General features: G+C 34.8%; 18 protein-coding genes and 2 tRNA genes. 15 read left to right on the top strand and 5 right to left on the bottom strand.

From position 1 onward, the window contains the following. Positions 1 to 37: 37 nt before the first annotated feature. The 5 genes from A9D35_RS12975 to A9D35_RS12995 all read left to right on the top strand — a co-directional run bounded on the left by A9D35_RS12975 (position 38) and on the right by A9D35_RS12995 (position 5,680). Positions 38 to 2,587 (top strand): M1 family metallopeptidase, encoded by a 2,550-nt coding sequence (locus A9D35_RS12975; RefSeq protein WP_066226085.1) that lies wholly within the window; start codon positions 38 to 40, stop codon positions 2,585 to 2,587. A gap of 225 nt (positions 2,588 to 2,812) precedes the next feature. Next, positions 2,813 to 3,949 carry an Mrp/NBP35 family ATP-binding protein gene (locus tag A9D35_RS12980; protein ID WP_066223667.1) on the top strand — a complete coding sequence of 379 codons (1,137 nt, stop codon included), beginning with the start codon at positions 2,813 to 2,815 and terminating at the stop codon, positions 3,947 to 3,949. Positions 3,950 to 3,952: 3 nt separating this feature from the next. Beyond that, positions 3,953 to 4,192 (top strand): NifU family protein, encoded by a 240-nt coding sequence (locus A9D35_RS12985; protein ID WP_066223668.1) that lies wholly within the window; start codon positions 3,953 to 3,955, stop codon positions 4,190 to 4,192. Between the two features lie 34 nt (positions 4,193 to 4,226). Next, the gene (locus A9D35_RS12990; protein WP_066223670.1) at positions 4,227 to 5,288 is read left to right on the top strand and encodes an NAD(P)/FAD-dependent oxidoreductase; all 1,062 of its coding nucleotides are present in this window, start codon (positions 4,227 to 4,229) and stop codon (positions 5,286 to 5,288) included. Positions 5,289 to 5,347: 59 nt separating this feature from the next. Next, the gene (locus A9D35_RS12995) at positions 5,348 to 5,680 is read left to right on the top strand and encodes a 2Fe-2S iron-sulfur cluster-binding family protein (protein WP_066226088.1); all 333 of its coding nucleotides are present in this window, start codon (positions 5,348 to 5,350) and stop codon (positions 5,678 to 5,680) included. Positions 5,681 to 5,753: 73 nt separating this feature from the next. Here the strand turns inward: A9D35_RS12995 and A9D35_RS13000 are convergent, their stop codons facing one another. From A9D35_RS13000 to A9D35_RS13020, 5 genes are all read right to left on the bottom strand, one after another. After that, positions 5,754 to 6,680 carry a metallophosphoesterase family protein gene (locus A9D35_RS13000; RefSeq protein ID WP_235817899.1) on the bottom strand — a complete coding sequence of 309 codons (927 nt, stop codon included), beginning with the start codon at positions 6,678 to 6,680 and terminating at the stop codon, positions 5,754 to 5,756. 54 nt (positions 6,681 to 6,734) lie between these two features. Next, positions 6,735 to 7,913, bottom strand: a complete 1,179-nt coding sequence (locus tag A9D35_RS13005) for an acyl-CoA dehydrogenase family protein (protein WP_066223672.1) — start codon at positions 7,911 to 7,913, stop codon at positions 6,735 to 6,737. A gap of 98 nt (positions 7,914 to 8,011) precedes the next feature. Next, positions 8,012 to 8,722, bottom strand: coding sequence for a tRNA1(Val) (adenine(37)-N6)-methyltransferase (locus A9D35_RS13010; RefSeq protein WP_235817900.1), 711 nt, complete (start codon positions 8,720 to 8,722; stop codon positions 8,012 to 8,014). Positions 8,723 to 8,756: 34 nt separating this feature from the next. Beyond that, on the bottom strand, positions 8,757 to 9,287 hold the full coding sequence (gene rimM, locus A9D35_RS13015) for a ribosome maturation factor RimM (RefSeq protein ID WP_066223678.1): 531 nt from the start codon (positions 9,285 to 9,287) through the stop codon (positions 8,757 to 8,759). Between the two features lie 63 nt (positions 9,288 to 9,350). Further along, the gene (locus tag A9D35_RS13020) at positions 9,351 to 9,875 is read right to left on the bottom strand and encodes a 30S ribosomal protein S16 (RefSeq protein WP_066223680.1); all 525 of its coding nucleotides are present in this window, start codon (positions 9,873 to 9,875) and stop codon (positions 9,351 to 9,353) included. A 150-nt stretch (positions 9,876 to 10,025) separates the two neighbouring features. On the opposite strand from A9D35_RS13020, the gene A9D35_RS13025 reads away from it, so the two are divergent. The 10 genes from A9D35_RS13025 to A9D35_RS13070 all read left to right on the top strand — a co-directional run bounded on the left by A9D35_RS13025 (position 10,026) and on the right by A9D35_RS13070 (position 22,118). Beyond that, positions 10,026 to 10,493 (top strand): DUF6252 domain-containing protein, encoded by a 468-nt coding sequence (locus A9D35_RS13025; protein ID WP_141675533.1) that lies wholly within the window; start codon positions 10,026 to 10,028, stop codon positions 10,491 to 10,493. Between the two features lie 92 nt (positions 10,494 to 10,585). Continuing rightward, entirely contained in the window at positions 10,586 to 14,974 is a 4,389-nt protein-coding gene (gene dnaE, locus A9D35_RS13030; RefSeq protein WP_066223684.1) for a DNA polymerase III subunit alpha, read from the top strand. Positions 14,975 to 15,107: 133 nt separating this feature from the next. Further along, positions 15,108 to 15,425 (top strand): thioredoxin, encoded by a 318-nt coding sequence (gene trxA / locus A9D35_RS13035; protein WP_038532223.1) that lies wholly within the window; start codon positions 15,108 to 15,110, stop codon positions 15,423 to 15,425. Positions 15,426 to 15,542: 117 nt separating this feature from the next. After that, positions 15,543 to 16,472 (top strand): DUF58 domain-containing protein, encoded by a 930-nt coding sequence (locus A9D35_RS13040; RefSeq protein ID WP_066223686.1) that lies wholly within the window; start codon positions 15,543 to 15,545, stop codon positions 16,470 to 16,472. Between the two features lie 70 nt (positions 16,473 to 16,542). Beyond that, positions 16,543 to 16,616, top strand: a tRNA-Asp gene (locus A9D35_RS13045). Between the two features lie 260 nt (positions 16,617 to 16,876). Further along, positions 16,877 to 16,950 (top strand) — tRNA-Asp (locus tag A9D35_RS13050). 239 nt (positions 16,951 to 17,189) lie between these two features. Then, positions 17,190 to 18,455 carry a site-specific integrase gene (locus A9D35_RS13055; protein ID WP_066223690.1) on the top strand — a complete coding sequence of 422 codons (1,266 nt, stop codon included), beginning with the start codon at positions 17,190 to 17,192 and terminating at the stop codon, positions 18,453 to 18,455. A gap of 317 nt (positions 18,456 to 18,772) precedes the next feature. Next, positions 18,773 to 19,609 carry a DUF932 domain-containing protein gene (locus tag A9D35_RS13060; RefSeq protein ID WP_066223693.1) on the top strand — a complete coding sequence of 279 codons (837 nt, stop codon included), beginning with the start codon at positions 18,773 to 18,775 and terminating at the stop codon, positions 19,607 to 19,609. Positions 19,610 to 20,134: 525 nt separating this feature from the next. Beyond that, positions 20,135 to 21,382, top strand: coding sequence for a GTPase-associated system all-helical protein GASH (locus A9D35_RS13065; protein ID WP_066223694.1), 1,248 nt, complete (start codon positions 20,135 to 20,137; stop codon positions 21,380 to 21,382). Position 21,383: 1 nt separating this feature from the next. Beyond that, positions 21,384 to 22,118 carry a TRAFAC clade GTPase domain-containing protein gene (locus A9D35_RS13070; RefSeq protein WP_218017735.1) on the top strand — a complete coding sequence of 245 codons (735 nt, stop codon included), beginning with the start codon at positions 21,384 to 21,386 and terminating at the stop codon, positions 22,116 to 22,118. Positions 22,119 to 22,171 lie beyond the last annotated feature (53 nt).

The raw sequence follows: 22,171 nt of genomic DNA on the forward strand, positions 1-22,171 counted from the left end.
TTGTGAGTTAAAATTTCGTTTAAATTAAATGAGTTCTATGAAAATATATGTTGTTATATGTTTAGCCATATTAAGTTTGGCAGCCTGCCAGAAATCTGCCCAAAACACCTATGATTTCGATAAAGGGGTGTCGTGGAAATTAGCCAAAAATCGAAAAGCACAAGTTTCAGATATTAATTACCATTTAAGTTTTAATCTTCCTAAAGATAAAACACAACCCATAGATGCGAATTTAGAGTTACATGTTACTTTAACTAAGGCTGATGCACCATTGGTTTTAGATTTTAACCCTAATAATACTAGTGTTCCTACTGTTTTTACCGCTTCAGATAGTATTGAAAGTATTTATAAAAACGAACACCTGATTATTCCAGAGCGCTATTTAAAACCTGGAGAAAATGTTTTTCAAATAAACTTCCAAGCAGGCGATCAATATTTGTATAGAAACGATGAATATTTGTATTCCCTATTAGTTCCAGATCATGCTAGAGCTTTATTTCCGTGTTTCGATCAGCCAAACCTAAAAGCTGTATTTAATTTAAAACTTACGGCACCAAAAGATTGGACGGTTTTAAGCTCGACATATGCAAAAGTAAGTGACGAAAACGACCTACAATCCACATATATTTTCGAGCCTTCGAATCTTATGAGTACTTATTTATTTTCGTTTGTTGCCGGAAAATTCGATGAAGTAACTCGCGATAATCACAGGTTTTTATACCGTGAAAAAAATACCGTTAAAATTGACGAAAGTTTAGATCCTATTTTTAATATGCACAACCGGTCTTTGGCTTTTTTAGAAGATTATACACAATATGATTTCCCGTTTAAAAAACTAGATTTTGCAGCAATTCCTTTCTTTCAATTTGGAGGAATGGAGCACGTAGGGGCTATTCAGTATAAAGAATCTTCCCTTTTCTTTGAAGATTATATGCCACAACTAACCCATTGGAATCGTGCAAATTTAATAGCTCACGAAAGTGCACACATGTGGTTCGGGAATTTAGTAACCATGAACTGGTTTGACGATGTGTGGCTTAAAGAAGTATTTGCAAATTTCATGGCTGCTAAAGTTGTTAATCCTAGTTTTCCTGAAGTTAATTATCAGCTTTTAAATTTGGTAACAAAAGCACCTAGCGCTTATAATGTAGACCGAACAAAAGGGACGAATGCCATCCGGCAACCCTTAGATAATTTAAATAATGCTGGAAGTTTATATGGTGCGATTATTTACAATAAAGCACCAATAATGATGACTCAGTTAGAGATGTTGTTGGGAGAAAAACAGTTTCAGTTAGGGCTTCAAGAATACATAAAAACCTATGCCAATAGTAATGCAACTTGGGATGATTTAATAGCCATTTTTGACGCCAAAACAGATGCCGATATTCATACCTGGAGCGACGTTTGGGTTAATCAATCGGGGCGCCCTGTCTTCACAAATGCTATCGAATACGAAAATAATGTCATTACATCTTTAAAACTTCATGAAGCAGCAGAAGATGGTTCTTCTAAAATATGGCCACAGCAACTGGAATTGGCCTTGGTTTATCAAGATTCTATAGTGAAACGCACTATTAACGTTCAAGAGAATTCTCAAGACCTTCAAGCCTTAATTGGTATGTCAAAACCAGAGTCTATAGTCTATAATAGCAACGGTTATGGCTACGGTGTTTTTCCTATAGATAGCACAACGGCACTACAGAGTTATAGATTGAAAGATGAGGTAGTTCGTGCCTCAAATTATATAAATACTTACGAGAACGTGTTGTCGGGAACGCTTTCTGTTAAAACAGGATTACAAGCCTTTTTGTTGGGCTTAGAAACAGAAACCAATGAGTTAATTATTAGTACCCTTGCTACAGATTTTACGAGTTTGTTTTGGCACTTTTTAAATGAATCGGATCGCAATGCCCTTCAGCCAGAAGTTGCAAAAGTGTTATATAACAGATTAAACGATAATTTGCCAACGGCCATCAAAAAGAGTGTGTATACGGCCTTTGTAAGTTTAGCGTATCAAGGTGAAAGTTTAAATCAGTTGTATGGTATTTGGGATAAATCGATTAACATTAACAACTTAAAATTAAACGAAAAAGATTTTACAAGTTTAGCCATGAAATTGGCCTTGTACAACCATCCTAAACACGATGAGATTTTAAAAGTAGCTGCAACGCAAATTTCTAGTCAGGATGACCAAGATAGGTTTGCATTTTTATTACCGGCATTATCTTCGAACCCTAAAGATCGCGAAGCCTTATTTTTGTCGTTTAAGGCGGTAGAAAACAGAACAAATTCGGTTTGGGTAGGCGCAGCAAACCAGATTATTCATCACCCGTTGCATCAAAAAGAGGCTATTCATTACGTGCCGCTAAGTTTAGATTTGTTAGAAGATATTAAAAATACAAGCGATTTGTTTTTTCCGAAGAAATGGTTAGAATCTACAATTGGGCAATATCAGTCTAAAGAAGCCCAAGCGGTATTGTCGGCGTATTTGTCGAGTCATCCAGACTTGAATCCGCAATTAAAAGCTAAGATTCTACAAGCCACAGATCATTTAGCGCGCTATCAATATATGATTAAAAAATAAACGATAGTAAAAACCATTTTGTACGGAAAGAGAAAACAAACCTCCTTTGGCGGGGCTAATTAACAAATCTTTGCCAAATAAGTGCTTCAATTTCTAAACAATTCACAGTATATTTGTGTCTTAGAATTAATCTAAATAAATAATTTCTGAAATTGTATAAGCGATTCATTGTTAGCACATCTAAAGAGCCAACGGCACAATATAATTTCATAAAGAATAATTAAAATGAAGATACAAAAAGAAGATGTTTTAAAAGCATTACAAACAATAACAGTACCCGGCGAAGGACAAAATATGGTTGAGAGTGGTGCGGTTAAAAATGTAGTAGTTTTTGGAGATGAAGTTGTTGTAGATATAGTTATTACAAACCCGAGTTTACAAGCAAAAAAGAGAACCGAAGTAGATATTTTAAAAACTATTCACGATTTAGTTTATGCTAAAGCTAAAATTAAAGTGAATTTAAAAGTAGATGCTCCGGCTGGGAAACCAAAAAATGAAATAAAAGGAAAACAAATTCCTGGAATTAAAAATATCGTTGCCGTAGCCTCTGGAAAAGGAGGGGTAGGAAAATCTACCGTTACAGCAAATTTAGCGGTATCTTTAGCAAAAATGGGATTTAAAGTTGGCGTATTAGATGCTGATATCTACGGACCGTCTATGCCAATTATGTTCGATGTAGAAGTTGAGCGCCCTTTAGCCGTTACTATAGATGGTAAATCTAAAATGAAACCGGTAGAGAATTATGGCGTAAAAATATTGTCTATTGGATTTTTTACCAAACCAGATCAAGCTGTGGTTTGGAGAGGGCCAATGGCGGCAAAGGCATTAAACCAAATGATTTTTGATGCACATTGGGGCGAACTAGATTTTCTATTATTAGATTTACCTCCAGGAACAGGAGATATTCATTTAAGCATTATGCAAGCCTTGCCAATTACAGGTGCTGTTGTGGTAAGTACACCGCAAAATGTGGCTTTGGCCGATGCTAAAAAAGGTGTTGCCATGTTTCAGCAAGAGAGTATAAATGTACCGGTGTTAGGAATTATTGAAAACATGGCGTATTTTACACCAGAAGAATTACCAGATAATAAATATTATATCTTTGGTAAAGAAGGTGCAAAGCATTTAGCAGAAGATTTAAAAGTGCCATTTTTAGGCGAGTTACCTTTGGTACAAAGTATTCGTGAAGCAGGAGATGTTGGGCGTCCGGCAGCTTTACAAACCGCGACAATTTTAGAGAAATCTTTTGAAAAGTTAACTCAAAATATCGTGGAAGAGGTAGTTAAGCGAAATGAAGATTTACCTGCTACCGAAGCAATTAAAATTACGACTATGGCTGGGTGTTCAGCAGTTAAAAAATAAGTTATGACTTCAGATGAAATAAGATTAAATGTAGAGAAGGCGTTAGATGAAATCCGTCCGTTTTTAGAAAGCGATGGAGGCAATATTTCCCTTATTTCTATAGAAGACGACACATTAGTACGCGTGCAACTTCAAGGGGCTTGTGTAGGATGTAGCGTAAACCAAATGACTTTAAAGTCGGGTGTAGAAATGACCATTAAAAAGTATGCCCCACAAATTGAGCAAGTGATAAATGTAGAATAAAAAAGTAGCAATACTTTTTAGAAGAGAATTATAGATGATTAAAACAGATATACTAATCATAGGGGCAGGCCCAACAGGATTATTTACCGTTTTCGAAGCCGGATTATTAAAATTAAAATGTCATTTAATAGATGCTTTACCTCAAGCAGGAGGGCAATGTTCGGAGTTATATCCTAAAAAACCTATTTACGATATTCCAGGTTTTCCAGAAATTTTAGCAGGCGATTTAACAAAAAACCTTTTAGAGCAATCTAAACAATTCGAACCTGGTTTTACTTTAGGAGAACGTGCAGAAACTATTGAAAAACAAGAAGACGGATCGTTTATTGTTACCACAAATAAGGGTACAAAACATCAAGCACCTGTGGTTGCTATTGCCGGAGGTTTAGGAAGTTTTGAGCCAAGAAAGCCTTTAATAAGTAATATTGCTTCTTTTGAAGATAACGGGGTAGAATATTTTATAAAAGATCCAGAAGTGTATCGCGATAAGCGTGTGGTTATTTCTGGTGGAGGAGATTCGGCCTTAGATTGGAGTATCTTTTTAGCTGATATCGCTTCAGAAGTAACATTAATTCACAGACGAAATGAATTCCGTGGGGCTTTAGATTCAGTAGAAAAAGTTCAAGAATTAAAATCGAAAGGAAAAATCAACTTAATTACACCTGCCGAGGTTATTAATGTAATCGGGCATGGTAAGGTTGAAGGCGTAGTGGTTGCGCAGTCTCAACATATTGAAAAAGAATTTATAGTAGAAACCGACCACTTTATACCGTTATTTGGTTTGTCGCCAAAATTAGGACCTATTGCAAATTGGGGATTAGAGATAGAAAAGAATGCTATTAAAGTTAATAATGCTTTAGATTACCAAACCAATATTCCTGGTATATTTGCTATTGGCGATGTAAATACTTATCCTGGTAAATTAAAACTGATTTTATGCGGATTCCACGAGGCTACATTAATGTGCCAAGCGGCGTATCAAATTATTAACCCTGGAAAAAAATTCGTATTAAAGTATACCACGGTAAGCGGAATTGATGGGTTTGATGGTACCAGAAAAGAGTCGCCTAAAGCTGTTGTTAAAGCAATAAAATAAATTATAAATAATAAGTTTTGGTTGTGGTTAAAAATGCAGCCAATCTTGTAGTACAACCTATGGAACAAGATATAAATATAAAAATTACAGATAGAGACGGTATTATCCACGAGGTAGTAGCGCCTACAGATATGGCAATGAATTTAATGGAAGTGGTGCGTTCTTACGAGCTAGCTCCAGAAGGTACTATTGGTATTTGTGGTGGTATGGCCATGTGTGCTTCTTGCCAATGTTATGTTTTATCTGATCATGAATTACCAGAAATGCAAGACGATGAAGACGCTATGTTAGCAGAAGCATTTAATGTGAAAGAAAATAGCCGTTTAGGGTGTCAGATTCAAATGACACCAGGTATGGAAGGTTTAGAAGTGCAATTAGCACCAGAAAGCTAAAATCCATTTTAATATTATACATTTAATAGTACCCAAAATAACTTGTGTATTGAGTTGTTTTGGGTATTGTTTTTTAGGTTTTATAATCGATTAACTTTTTAGGTCCTTCGAGCACCGATTTTACGATTCTAAAAAAGCCTTCATCGGTTGTCGCGGTGTCCCATTTTACAAGCGTTATTTCGCCATTTTCAATTTCTATTCCCGTTATACTATGCGGATGCACACAGCTTCCATCGTTAAAGAAAGCGATATGTCCAGGCTCTGGGAATCGTGGACGATGCGTATGGCCGGTAATCGTGATGAGGTTGTTGTTGTTGGTTATCCACTTTTTAATACGGCGTTCTATCCTTATAAGTTCTGTATAGTTTTTTCCGGGACTCGTAGGATCTGAAATGCCCATAACATTGAGTGGTTTCCATAAAATCCGCACCAAAAACCGACTCAATTTCCAATAGGTGTAATTCCACCAATCTGCTTGATGACCATGGGTAAGAAATACCTTTTGGCCTGATGTTTTATGTTTTAATAGAATGCCTTCCTGACACTCAATATCTCTGAATAAGTCTTCGTCTAGTCCTGTTTTAGGGTCGAAATAGGAGTATAGATGTTTTTTTACAAATTCTGGATCGCGGTATACCATATCGTGATTTCCCCAAATTAAATCAAGCCGTTTATCATCGTAAAAGGCTTTCATTACCATATACACATTTTTATGGGCTTCAAAAATAGATTTAAAGGTTAAATTTTCCCATAATTCATCGCCATCACCTAATTCTATATAATGGTAGCCATGCTTACAATATTGTTGAAGGGCGTGGAAATAAATATTTCTATTATGTGCAAAATCGTCGGCAAAACTATTGTCTCCTCGATGACAATCGCTAAAAAGTATAAACTTAGAGGTGTCGTCAAATTCAATAGTTTTAGCATTCTTATAGACTCTATCCAGCCTTTTTTGAGATGAAAACATAAAGTAAAAATACATAAAAATCCCATGCATTAAATGGAATGTTTCGTATTGAAGGTGATAGATATAAGTTCTAAATAGGGTTTTTTACTTAAACGCACTTAAACCGGTAATATCCAATCCGGTTATTAATAAATGAATATCGTGTGTACCTTCATAAGTAATCACGCTTTCTAGGTTCATACTATGTCTCATAATGCTGTATTCTCCGGTTATCCCCATGCCACCAAGAATTTGTCTGGCTTCACGAGCAATATGTATGGCCATGTCTACATTGTTACGTTTAGCCATAGAAATTTGTGCAGAAGTCGCTTTATTTTCATTTTTTAAAACTCCTAAGCGCCAAGTTAGTAATTGGGCTTTTGTGATTTCGGTAATCATTTCGGCTAATTTTTTTTGCTGCAGCTGAAACTGACCGATAGGTTTCCCAAATTGCATGCGTTCTTTACTATAACGTAAAGCTGTATCGTAGCAGTCCATTGCAGCACCAATAGCACCCCAAGCAATACCATAGCGAGCAGAATCTAAACAACCTAACGGTGCACCCAATCCTGATTTATTTGGGAGTAAATTTTCCTTCGGAATTTTTACATTATCGAAAATTAATTCACCAGTTGCCGAAGCGCGAAGCGACCATTTATTGTGCGTTTCGGGAGTAGAAAAGCCTTCCATACCACGTTCTACAATCAATCCGTGAATCCTATCGTTTTCATCTTTCGCCCATACCACAGCAATTTGTGCAAATGGCGCGTTAGAAATCCACATTTTGGCACCGTTTAAAAGGTAATGGTCTCCCATGTCTTTAAAGTTGGTAGTCATGCCGCCAGGGTTCGAGCCGTGGTCGGGTTCGGTTAAACCAAAACAGCCCATCCATTCGCCAGTAGCTAATTTAGGAAGGTATTTTTGGCGTTGCGCTTCGTTACCGTATTTCCAAATAGGATACATCACTAAAGACGACTGTACCGAGGCTGTACTACGAATACCAGAATCGCCACGTTCTATTTCCTGCATGATTAAACCGTATGAAATTTGATCTAGTCCAGCACCGCCATATTGTTCTGGGATGTAAGGACCAAAGGCACCAATTTCTGCCAAACCACTTATAATTTGTTTAGGAAATTCTGCCTTTTGCGCATAGTCTTCTATAATAGGAGAAACATCGCGTTTAACCCAGGCTCTAGCGGCATCGCGAACAAGTTTTTGCTCGTCAGATAATAGGTCGTCTACTTGGTAATAATCGGGAGCTTGAAATAAATCTGGTTTCATAGCAAATGTATGTTTTTAGATAAAAGTGAGGTACAATTATCTTTTGTTGAAAAATCATCAATTTAACCTCTCTAAATTAATGATTCCATATTAAAACATTACATTTTTAAGTAGAAATCTTTGGTAAGATTAATATAATCTTCGGTGTATTGATGGCGTTCGGTTTCTATTATAAGCTCGTTAATTTCTGGACCTAATTCTGAAAAGGAAAACGCGATTAAACTGCGTTTTATTTCGGAAGAAGGATTGCCTTTAACATGTAGTATTTTATTTGGGTACAGATGTTTTTTGGCCGCTAACTGAATAAAATAGTCTTCCTCTTTAAAAGGAATAATCACATTAAAAACTCCAGCTTCAGATAGTAATATAGAAGCACTGTCTATTAAATGTTCAAACGGAAGGGCATCAGCAAATCGTGCAAGATCACGCTGATTGTTGTCTGTTTTATAATCTTCAGAATAAAATGGTGGGTTCGAAATTATAACATCATATTCGTCTTCAATTTCTTCAGTAAATTCTTCTAATGATGCATGGTAGCAAAACAAGCGATCGCCCCAAGGTGAGTTCTCAAAATTATCTACACATTGCTCGTAAGCTTCATCGTCAATTTCGATGGCGTCAATAAGTTCGGCATTACTGCGTTGTGCTAACATAAGTGCAATTACGCCGGTGCCAGCTCCAATATCGAGTATAGAAAAAGGTCGAGATTCTAGGCTAGTCCAAGCCCCCAATAACACAGCGTCGGTGCCAATTTTCATGGCGCATCGATCTTGCTGTACTTCAAATTGTTTGAATGTAAAAGGTTTCACGTTAAATTTGATTTTGGAATTTTAGAATTGATATTTACTCCTCTAAATATAGATCTATTAATCCTTCTGGAGTTTCTACAAGAATGGTTTTGTTAGGCTTGTCTACTTTTACAATAAATTCATCGTTCATAGGAATTAGAATTTCAATACCATCGCGATCGATTTCAAAAAGAGCTTGTGCGGTAGAGTCGTTTACAGATTTTATTATGCCAACAGTTCCAAAATTAACATCTTCAACTTTAAACCCAATAATTTCATGAAAGTAGAATTTGTTACCTTCTAGTTTTGGAAGAAACTCTAGAGGTAAATATAAATCCGATTTCATTAAAGCATCGGCATCGGCCTCTGTATCTACGTCTTCAAATTTTATACGCAATAATTCCGATTTGTGAAGTTGAGAGCTTTCAATAAAAAAGGGAACCAAATTGTTTCGTAAATCGACAAATACAGAGTCCATATCTTCGAATAATTCGGGTTCGTCGGTGTCTAGTTTTATTAATAACTCGCCTTTAAAACTATATTTTTTTACAATCTTTCCAAGAAAGAAACAATCTTCTTTTTTCATAATATTTTAAATAAAAAAACCTGACAACATGTGCCAGGTTTAAAAGTATAAAAAATTAATTTTTTATTCTTCTTCGTTAGAAGTTTCTTCTGCAGTTTCAGCATTAGCAGCTTCTTCAGCAGCTTTTGCTTCTGCTTCAGCCTCAGCGGCAGCAGCAGTTCTTGCATCGTTAACCGCTTTTTCAGCTTCTAAAGCTTTTGCTTTTGCATCAGCCTGAGCTTTTGCTAAAGTATCTTCTTTAGAGGTTACTTTTGCAGTTTTTTCTTCTACCCAAGCATTAAATTTAGCTTCAGCTTGCTCTTCAGTTAAAGCACCTTTTCTAACACCACCAGCAAGGTGATTTTTTAGTAAAGCTCCTTTGTAAGAAAGAATAGCTTTAGCAGTATCTGTTGGTTGCGCACCGTTTTGTAACCAAGTTACAGCACCGTCTACATTTAACTCGATAGTTGCAGGGTTAGTGTTTGGATTGTAGATACCTAATTTTTCTAAGTATTTACCATCTCTTTTTGATCTTGCATCAGCTGCTACGATCCAGTAAAAAGGTTTCCCTTTTTTACCATGTCTTTGTAATCTAATTTTTACAGGCATAATAATTAATTATTTGAGGTTCTCGACCTCTGTTATTAATGAGGGTGCAAAGATACTATAAATATTTAAGTATAAACAACTTAATTTAAATGAAATGTTGTGCTCTTTTTGTTTTATTTTTGGTACTTAATAGATATTAAGTTATTACTTATGAAACATTGGTTTACAATACTTTTGCTTAGCGTGATGTTTATGGCTTGCGACGATAATGTAGAGTTTAATTATCCTGCCTTTCAGGCAAATAAAGAAGGTGTGTTATGGAAATCGACAACACAAAATGCGAATTTTTCAGGGTCTAGGTTGGTTGTTAATGCGAAGTTGAGTGATGAGATTATGACTTTAGAAATTCCGTCGGCTACACTAGATACGTTTCAGTTAGGAGCTGGAGAAACCTCTGTTGCTACATATACAAATAGTATGAATGAGTTTTCTACTGCATTTAGTGGTACAGAGCTTATAGAACTGTCTGATGGAGAAATTGTAATTGACGAAATTAATACTGCAGAAGGCTATGTAAGTGGTTCGTTTTGGTTTACCGCTTTCGACCAGAATAATGAGAATTCGGTTAATTTTAATCGAGGTGTGTTTTATAAAGTGCCAATAACGACAGGACAATAAGTAACTGTTAATAAAAGGTTATTAATACAACTTGAAAACCCCTTTATTATTCTTAATTTTATCCTCCCTATTTTTTTAGCAGAACAGATTTTATGTACTTAATTTTCGATACCGAAACCACCGGATTACCAAAGCGTTGGGATGCCCCAATTAGCGATACAGATAATTGGCCAAGATGTATACAAATTGCTTGGCAATTGCACGACGAGCTTGGTAATTGTATAGAACATCAAGATTATTTAGTAAAACCAGAAGGATTTAATATTCCTTACGATGCCGAAAAAATTCACGGTATTTCTACAGAATTGGCCCAAGAGCAAGGAATTGCTTTAAGCGAAGTTTTAGAGAAATTCAATATTGCATTAAGTAAAACCAAATTTGTTGTCGGACAAAATGTAGGTTTCGATTTAAACATTATGGGGGCAGAATTCTTTAGAGAAGATGTTGCCAATGTGTTACAAGAACTCCCCGTTTTAGATACCTGTACAGAGCTTACGGCTAAACTTTGCCAGATTCCTGGAGGACGTGGTGGCCGATTTAAATTGCCTACATTAACCGAGTTACACCAGTTTTTATTTAATGTACCTTTTGGGGAAGCGCATAATGCTACTGCCGATGTGGAGGCTACAACGCGTTGTTTCTTCGAATTAATTAGAAGACAACAATTTCCTGCAGAAACCTTAGATGTCGAGCCAGATTATTTCGATCGTTTTAATAAAGCCAATCCAGACGTTATTCAGCTTATTGGTTTAAAACATATCAATTTAAAAAAGGCTAGTGCTAAAATTAACGAACGTTTACAAAAAGCACAGTCTACAGATCTTTCTGCTGCCGAAATTAAACAGAATATTTCAGAATTATCTGATGTAAATTTTGTGCACCTTCATAATCATTCTCAGTTTTCTGTTTTACAATCCACTATTAGTATCCCAGATTTGGTAGGAGCTGCAGCCAAACAAAATATGGTGGGAGTTGCTTTAACAGATCATGCTAACATGATGGGGGCTTTTCATTTTGTTCGCGCTGTTATAAATCATAATAAAGGGGTTAAGGCAAAAAATGAAGAAGCTATTGCCGCTGGTAAGCAGCCTGAATTAAACGAAATGAAGCCTATCTTAGGCTGCGAATTTTTTGTATGCGAAGATCATACAGATAAAACTCGAAAAGATAATGGTTACCAGGTTGTGCTTATTGCAAAAAATAAAAACGGGTATCATAATCTCGCAAAATTATCGTCGGCTGCTTTTACAGACGGGTTTTATTATGTGCCAAGAATCGATAAAAAATTAATAGCCCAATATAAAGAAGATCTTCTGGTGTTAACCGGGAATCTATATGGAGAGGTGCCTAGTAAGGTTTTAAATGTGGGAGAACATCAGGCAGAGGAAGCTTTGCTATGGTGGAAAGACCAGTTTGGAGACGATTTGTATATCGAATTAATGCGTCATAATCAAGAAGATGAAAATCGTGTTAATCCGGTGCTTATTGAGTTTTCTAAGAAGCATAATGTAAAATTAGTCGCCTCAAACAATACCTATTATGTAGATAAAAAAGATGCCAATGCACACGATATTTTATTGTGTGTACGTGACGGAGAAAAGCAAGCTACTCCCATAGGTCGTGGTCGTGGTTACCGTTATGGTATGCCAAATCAGGAGTATTACTTTAAGACTTCTGATGAAATGAAGTCTTTGTTTAAAGATGTTCCTGAAGCTATTAGTAACATTCAAGAGATTGTAGATAAAATTGAAATCTACGAATTAGCAAGGAATGTACTGTTGCCAAAATTCGATATCCCAGAAGAATTTCAGCATCCAGAAGATGAAATCGATGGTGGTAAACGAGGGGAAAATGCATTTTTAAGACATATAACCTATCAAGGTGCAAAAATTCGATATGGAGAAACCCTTTCAGAAGAGGTTATAGAACGTTTAGATTTTGAACTTTCTGTAATTGAAAATACTGGATATCCAGGGTACTTTCTAATTGTAGAAGATTTTATTCGAGAAGCCCGAAAGATGGATGTTTCTGTGGGGCCCGGACGTGGTTCGGCAGCCGGATCGGTAGTCGCGTATTGTTTGTGGATTACGAATATCGACCCCATGCTGTACAATCTGCTTTTTGAGCGTTTCTTAAATCCAGATCGTGTAAGTATGCCCGATATCGATATCGATTTTGATGATGAAGGTCGAAGTCGAGTTATGGATTATGTAATCAATAAATACGGAAGTAATCAAGTAGCGCAGATTATTACTTATGGTACCATGGCCGCAAAATCGTCTATCCGAGATACGGCGCGTGTACTAGATTTACCGCTTTTTGAAGCCGATAGAATAGCAAAATTAATTCCGAATATGTCAAAGCTGAATAAAATTTTCGGCTTAGATGAAAAAGGACTAAAAGATAAATTTAGAGCTGAAGATTTAGAAAAAGTTAACGAACTAATAAATCTGGCAGATGGTAAGAATTTAGAGGCCGATACCTTAAACTTGGCAAGACGCCTTGAAGGTTCTGTAAGAAATACGGGAATTCATGCCTGTGGGGTAATTATTACTCCAGACGACATTACCAAATTCGTTCCGGTATCTTTAGCTAAAGACTCCGATTTATACGTTACCCAGTTTGATAACTCGGTAGTAGAAGATGCGGGTCTACTAAAAATGGACTTCCTAGGGTTAAAAACGCTAACCCTAATTAAGGATACCGTTAAAATTGTAAAAGCAAAACATGATATCGATCTCGATCCTGAGAATTTTCCGCTAGACGATGTTAAAACTTACGAGTTATTCCAGCGTGGTGAAACGGTAGGGGTGTTCCAATACGAATCACCCGGTATGCAAAAGCACATGCAGTCTTTAAAGCCTACGGTTTTTGATGACCTTATTGCCATGAATGCCTTGTACAGACCTGGTCCTATGGAGTATATTCCTAGTTTTATTAGAAGAAAGCACGGGGAGGAAGAAATTGAATACGATTTACCAGCGATGGAAGAGTATTTAAAAGAGACCTACGGGATTACGGTGTATCAAGAGCAAGTAATGCTTTTATCGCAAAAATTGGCAGATTTCACTAAAGGTGAGGCCGATGTTTTGCGTAAAGCAATGGGTAAAAAACAAATTGCTGTACTTGATAAAATGAAACCTAAATTTATTAATCAAGCCAGCGAAAAAGGTCATGACCCTAAAAAATTAGAAAAAATTTGGAAGGACTGGGAAGCCTTTGCTAGTTACGCCTTTAACAAATCGCATTCCACCTGTTATGCATGGATTGCTTACCAAACAGCATACTTAAAAGCACATTATCCAGCAGAATATATGGCCGCTGTATTATCGAACAATATGAACGATATTAAGCAGGTAACCTTTTTTATGGAAGAATGTAAGCGTATGAAATTAAGTGTGCTTGGGCCAGATATTAACGAATCGTTTTACAAATTTTCTGTAAACGACGATAATGCTGTTCGATTTGGTATGGGAGCGGTAAAAGGCGTGGGGCACGGTGCTGTAATGACTATTGTTGATAATCGTAAAAAGGATGGACATTATAAATCTATTTTCGATTTTGCAAAACGTATCGATTTGCGAGCGGCGAATAAAAAAGCATTTGAAAATCTTGCTCTCGCAGGAGGTTTCGATTGTTTTTCGGATACACACAGAGCTCAATATTTTCAAGATGAAGGAGACGGAATTACCTTTTTAGAAAAGGCGGTTAAATACGGAAACAAACATCAGGAAAACGAGAATTCTGCCCAAGTAAGTCTGTTTGGAGATGCTAGCGAAGTGCAAATAGAAGAACCTTTAGTGCCACCAGCAGAAGAGTGGGGAACCATGGAAAAACTGGCCAGAGAAAAGGAAGTGGTAGGCGTTTATATTTCTGGGCATCCGTTAGATGATTTTAGAGTAGAAATGAAAAGTTTCTGCAATGCCAATTTAAGCATGTTTAGAAATTTGGAAGCCTGTTTAAATGCAGAACTTACTTTTGGCGGCGTGGTTACCGATGTGCAACATCGGGTAAGTAAACAAGGAAAAGGTTGGGCATTATTTACTATTGAAGATTATAATGACAGTTTTGAGTTTAGAATTTTTGGAGAAGATTATCTAAAATTCAGACATTTCTTTGTGGTAAATAGTTTTGTGTACGTAAAAACTTTTATTCGCGAAGGTTGGGTAAATAAAGACACAGGAAAGAAAAGCGATCCAAGAATTCAGTTTAATAGTTTTCAATTGTTGCATGATGTCATGGATCAATACGCGAAAAAATTGTCAATTCAGCTTAATATAAAGGACTTAACAAACTCTAAAGTGGCTCATTTAAAGCAATTATTAGATAGTCATGTCGGAACCAAAACTTTAAATTTTTTAGTGTACGACCAAGAAGATAAGGTAAAACTTCCTATGGTAAGTAGAACGCAAAAAATTACGATTTCGCAGGAATTACTAAGTGCTCTAGATGCGCAACAGGTGTATTATAAATTGAATTAAATCTGTTTTAATTATTGTCATAAAGTGAGACAATTTGACAATAAATAAAACATATACCACAGATGTAAGTTTTGGAATATTTTTTGACTAATTTTGTATTATAAACGAAGTGAAACTATAAAAACATAAAATAATGGCATTAGAAATAACAGACGCAAATTTCGAAGAAACTGTTTTAAAAAGTGATAAGCCAGTAGTTGTAGACTTTTGGGCTGCATGGTGTGGACCTTGCCGTATGGTAGGACCAATCATTGATGAAATTAGTACAGAATACGACGGTAAAGCTGTAGTAGGAAAAGTAGATGTAGATGCAAACCAAGATTTTGCATCAAAATATGGTGTACGTAATATCCCAACGGTTTTAGTATTTCAAAATGGAGAAGTGGTAGGACGTCAAGTAGGTGTAGCACCTAAAAAAGCCTATACAGATGCTATTGATGAACTTTTGTAATAGCATAAACATATAACATGTAATTAAAGGTTTGGCTTAATGCTAAACCTTTTTTATTTTTATACCTATTAGAGTTTTATGCCTAACTTAGGTATGTGTAGTTTTTAAACACAATTCATGGATTTAAAGGAAGAATTACAACATGTAGGCGGATTTGTTAATCTGGAATTGTTGGCAAAACAAGTGGTTGAAGGTTTTATTGCAGGTATGCATAAAAGTCCGTTTCATGGGTTTTCGGCCGAATTTGCAGAGCATAAAATCTATAATCAAGGAGAAAGCACAAAACATATAGATTGGAAGCTTTTTGCTAAAACCGATAAATTATACACCAAACGTTACGACGAAGAAACCAATCTACGCTGTCATCTTATTATAGATAATAGTAGCTCTATGCATTATCCAGAGTACGATAGTTTTTCTCTAGATCGACTTAATAAAATAGCGTTTTCGGCACTAGCCTCGGCATCTATCATGCATATTTTAAAACGTCAGCGCGATGCGGTTGGTTTAAGTATATATAGTAATACTTACGATTATTATGCACCCGAAAAAGGAAGTGATAGGCACAGACATATGCTGTTAAATGAATTGGAGCAGGTAGTGAGGTCTAAACCAAAAACCAAAACAACAGACACCTATACCTATTTGCATCATATAGCAGAAAAACTTCATAAACGGTCTTTGGTAATTTTATTCACAGATATGTTTCAGGAGTCGGTTAACGAGGATCAATTGTTTGAGGCACTCCGTCATTTAAAGTATAACAAACACGAAGTGGTTTTGTTTCATGTGATTGATAAAGATAAAGAGTTGCATTTTAATTTCGATAATACGCCTAGGCGCTTTGTAGATGTGGAAACCGGAGACTATATAAATGTCTATGCAGAGAATATTAAAGTGAATTATGAAAAAGAAATTTTGAATTATTTTGAGGCCTTGAAATTAAAATGTGGGCAATATCAAATAAAATATGTTGAAGCGGACATAAATAAAAATTTCGATAATATACTGACTACCTTTATGGTAGAACGCAGTAAATTTTTATAAAGTAAAAAAATAAGAAAAATACTTGTGCAATTAAAAAAGTGTTGTATATTTGCACTCGCAATAACGCAACGGTCTGGTAGTTCAGCTGGTTAGAATATTTGCCTGTCACGCAAGGGGTCGCGGGTTCGAATCCCGTCCAGACCGCAATATTGCTAAAAGCTCCAATAACTTGGAGCTTTTTTTGCATATAAATTTAGTTGTGTTGTTTAGATAAACTTAGTGTTTATCTATGGTTTAAGTTGTTAAACCAATGAAAGGCTTTCCTTTTTTCTTTATAGAAGATTGGGATGCTTTTTTGTTTTAAAGCAGTTTGTATGAAATATTTTAAAATTTACACATATTGTGTAATTAAATTGTTTGTATAATAAAAAAAGGGTGTATATTTGCACTCGCAATAATGCAACGGTCTGGTAGTTCAGCTGGTTAGAATATTTGCCTGTCACGCAAGGGGTCGCGGGTTCGAATCCCGTCCAGACCGCTTTTTAAGTAACAATTTGAATCAAAACCCTATTAATTATATGATTAATAGGGTTTTATCATTTTTGGAAATATTTTTTGAGAATTAATATTTAACTTTAATAATTCACAAAACGTCAACAGATAATTTTTAATCGTCAACGCTTTAAAAATTGTCTAAGATCCTAAATAGAAACTTTATTAAAAGTTGATTTGACTTTCGTCTGAATTAAAATTTTTAACAATTTAAAGACGAAAACTATGCGTACTTCTTTAACATTCTCGGTTTTGTTTTGGATTTATTCGAAGAGAGCCAAAAATAATCAAACAAATATTTATGCCCGAATTACCATGAATGGTGAAAAGGTCAATATCAGCCTTAGGCAAAAGGTGGATGTTGATGCTTGGAATGCAAAAAGCCAAAAAGTTATAGGGAATAGCCCGGCAGCCAAACAAATGAATTTGTATCTTGATGAGGTGAAATCGGATATTATTCAATGTTATAGAGATCTTAAATCTGAAAATAAAGTGCTTTCGGCTGGTCTTATCAAGTCGAGATATTTAGGGGAAGATAAAATAAATTATTCTCTTAGAGATATTTTTAATTTTCATAATGATACTATGATTTCTAAATTGAAGGCAGATACGATGGGTCATTATAAAACCACTCAGAAGTATATATTAGTATTTCTCTCTAATAAATATAAAGTTTCCGATATATATCTTCAAAATTTAGATTATGAATTCGTTATTGGTTTTGAAGCCTTTCTTCGGTCTTACCAATCAAGACCCTCACAAGGTTCTATTGGCAACAATGCAGCTATGAAACATATTCAAAGACTTAGAAAAATGGTTACACTAGCCTATAATCTAGAATGGATTAATCGAGATCCTTTTGTTAAGTTTAAACCGAAGTTGGAGAAAAAGGAACGTGAATTCTTAACGAAAATAGAGCTTCAAAGAATTGAAGAGTTTTCCTCTTCAATAGAAAGATTGATAGTTGTAAAGGATTTGTTTTTGTTTAGCTGCTATACAGGTATGTCTTATGTTGATATTATGAAACTTCAAAAGGATAATATAATACCAGGGGTAGATGATAGTGGTTGGATAATAACGGAAAGAATGAAAACTAAAACACCTGTTAAGATTCCAATACTGCCTACAGTAGAATTATTGATCCGTAAATATGAAAATCATCCAAGAACTAAATTGTTAAATGGCTTAATGCCATATATGTCTAATCAAAAATTAAATAGCTATTTAAAAGAAATTGCAGATATATGTGGTATTACTAAGAATCTAACTTTTCACATGGCCAGACATACTTTTGCAACAACTGTAACCCTTAGTAACGGTGTTCCTATTGAAACCGTATCGAAGATATTAGGACATACCAAAATCGTTAGTACTCAAATATATGCTAGAGTAGTAGAACAGAAAATATGGGAGGACATGCAAAAATTAAAAGATAGATTTTATCTAGAGAGAAATGAAATGACCAAGAATCATCCTAATACTTTGAAATAAGCGTTTAGAAAACTGTCTATAGAGGCTTCTAAAAACTAGTATTGTCATCAAATTAAATGATATCCCTTCAAATTTTGGAGGGATTTTTTTTTTGAATATTTGCAATAGGAAATACCAAAGCGAATCAATTACGTATGGATAGGTTAATAATATAATCAATATCTGTACAAAGGTAAACTCGTAAAATACTCCCATCAAAAGACTACGGCATAAAGCGCGTGTTATTGTAAAGCTTATTTATTCCGTTTCCTTTTGAGCTGAGATTTAACTTCCGTTTGGGAATTGCTCAAATATTGTTTAATCTAAATTCAAAAGCTATGTATTTACAAAATTTACAACAGGATGACATCTATGTGCCATCAGAGATGAAATCCTTAAAAACAATGACACAGATGGAATCCCGCAGAGGATTGGAGAATGCTATTATTTCTAATGGCAAAATTGTTAATGTGGTTTCGAATAGCTATGGCCATATACCGAATCAATTGTTTTTTAGGAAAGCGGAACAGATGTTAATTGATGCGCAATTGAATTATCACACCAGAACCATCAATAGGGATGACAGATCTTTTATTACTGACTTTATAATTGATGATCAAAGTCAATTTACGGTCAAAAATCATGAGGATCTGATATTACCTATGTTAAGATTTAAAAATTCTTATGATGGTAGTGAGAAGACCTCAGGACATTTTGGGTTTTACAGAAAAGTATGCTCGAATGGTCTCCATGTTTCTCAGACTGAAATTGAGTTTTCTATAAAGCATAATAAAAACAGTGTGCAGATGATTATGCCGAAGCTAAATAATCTTTTCGAAAAATTTATGGATAATGAATTTTATACAGTAACCCAAAAGTTCGATAAAATGAGAAATTTTAAAATCCTTGATATCAAAGAATTTGTCAAAGCTACTTTAGACCGAACAAAACTATTCAGATATGAATGTAGTGATAAGAATAGTGATCCATCTAAAAAATCTCGAGAAGTAATAGAGATACTGAATTATGAAGCTCTGTTACTTAATGAAGAACCAAATTTATGGTTGGGGTATAATGCCTTCAATGCCGTATTGCACAATACTTTAAAAAAAGGATTTGGACAACAAGAACGTCTCGATAGAAGATTGTTTGAAGATATTTATGATATGGCTTAATCTAAGTCGAAGGTTTAATCCAGTACCTTAAACTGGATTTTTAAACAGTCGCGTCTGAAAAAATCGTTAAAGATTTAGCTAGTTATTAAACAGATGATTTACCCGTCTGTTTTTATGTTTGATATGCTATATTTGGAGTTTTAAAATCCAAAAATAATTGTAATTTTATTTTGGCATATAATTTAATTGCATTTTTTAGCTCTGTTATCGTGTGCTGAATACTTTAAGGTTAGATCCATTTAAAATTCGTCTTTCATTTGGTATGGTACTAAAAGTTTTAATTTTAGTCAAACTATTTTAGGAAATGACAAAATTAAAGCAAGAGTTTATTAAGGTGCCTATAGATAATTAAAAAGGATAGAATTACTATTGTAAATAGTAAAGCTGAATCACTTTAAATTTTGAGTTTTTTTTAACGACTTTATTGTATATTTATTTACTAAAGAGTCTTATTAATTATTTTAAGATATAAGATCTAGTAACATCCTATTGCTCTTCTATTTAATAATTAACTTAAAAAATACTATGCTGCAAGATTACTTGAACTCAATGCTTTTATCAATTACTGATGAAGGTGATTTTAAAAAATTAGAAAAATCTGCTATTGAAATTTCCAAAAAAATAATTAAGGACAGATCAAAAATCGTTTCTTATACCTTAGCTGCAATAGATCCTGAAGTTAGTGTTGAAAGCTCTGTTATTGAGGAGGCAAGGTCTATCATTGTGAAGAATTGGAAAACGTTTACGGCTAATGCCAAAGACACGCCTCTAACATTTATTAGGGCGGTCATTCTGGAGGCTTTAAGTAGCATAAGCGCCGATATTAACCATTCGTTACTTATTTGGTTTTCGGCCAGAAATATTGTTCAGTACCATAAACTTATTGGTAAAGAAAGGGAAATCCTTTTGGAATTCATGGTAAAATTGGGTAATGATATCAATCAAAATGCTAATAAAGAATGGGCGTTGTCAAATAATGATACTTTGCCAAAAACCAGTCTTGAGCTTAAGGAAGTTTCAAGATATGCTCTTAATGATGATACTTTAAAAAAATATTTAGAAGATGCTTCGGGTCCAACAAATTCCACGGGCGTTAAAAATTTTGAATCTCCAAATTCAGTTTGGCCAAATTCAGGACAAAGTTGGTCACATCAATTTGCTCCGAGGGCTGCAAAGGGCATTAAAACTGCAATCGATCTTTCCTTAAAAGCAATTGTTGCCGTCGTAAATGAAAATAAAAACACGGTTCAAAGCAGTTTAAATAAAGCACTAGAGTCATTGCAAACAGAGATTTCAAATAGAACTAGTTCGTTGCAATTAAGATCAGAACTTTTATGGTGGAAAGAGGCAGGATATTCGTCCTCTATGGATAAAAGTTATGATGAGCTAGATAACAATATTTTGGGAATTGTATTGGCAAATGATTACTCATTTTTTATTCCTTTAATTTATCCGAAAAGCGTTGATTATTTTCTAAAAGAGACTTATAAAGGACTAAAAGGAAATGCAACGGAAGAATTAACTCTTGAGGAATTTTTTAAGACTATTCAAAAGCATACCGAGGAATTGAAATCTATATTACCAGAAGAGGAAGCATTAGTTGATAAATCAACACTATTAAACTTTGTAACCAGTTTAATATGGAACAAAAATGAATTAGCTCAATTTGAAGAGCTTTTGGGGATCCCCCTAGATATAAAACTGTCCTCAAAAGAACTGACAACTTGGTTGTTCCACGATTTTCAATTAGTTAAAATTATAAATACTAAATAGTATGACTGGAAAGTGTTCAAACCCAGATTGTGCTGCACCAATTAGTTGTCATGAAGGAAAAGAAAGACATACGGAATGTGAATTTTGGAATAAGACAAATATTTCAAAGTCTAAAGCGAAATCTACGTCTAAAAAGGAAAGAAAATCAGATTTGCCGTGGACTGGAGATGCTTTGACTACAGAGGAACTATCTAAAATAACTTATAGAAGCACTCCTGTAATTATTGGGGTAATAGGAAAAGCAGATGCAGGTAAAACAACATACTTGGCTATGCTTTTTACATTGCTCCTTAGAGGAATAAAACTTAAAGAGTTTGACTTTTGTGGTACCAAAACAATAAATACGTGGGATGCATTATATCAAAAACTAAAAGTTCAACAACAAGTTGTTACCTTTCCTGATCCTACTCCAGCCCAATACATCCGCTTATTACATTTAGCACTGAGAAATCAATCAAAAAAATTAAAAGACATTTTAATAACCGACGCATCAGGTGAGGTTTTTTCTTTATGGTCAAAAAATAGAAATGATGTAAATGCGGATAATGCAAGATGGGTTTATGAGCATTCTAATGCATTCATACTCTTTATTGATTGTGAAGATTTGATAAATAGAAAGGCTCAGGCAAAGACTGACATCGTGGATATGGCACAAATGTTAAAGTACGATTTGAAAAACCGACCTGTGATTGCTGTTTGGTCAAAAAGTGATAAAAAGGCGAAGTGCATCCAGTAATTCGTGAAAAACTTCAAGGGGAATTAATGGAGATTTTGATAACTATAAAGAGT

Source organism: Formosa haliotis (assembly GCF_001685485.1).
Taxonomy (GTDB): Bacteria; Bacteroidota; Bacteroidia; order Flavobacteriales; family Flavobacteriaceae; genus Formosa; species Formosa haliotis.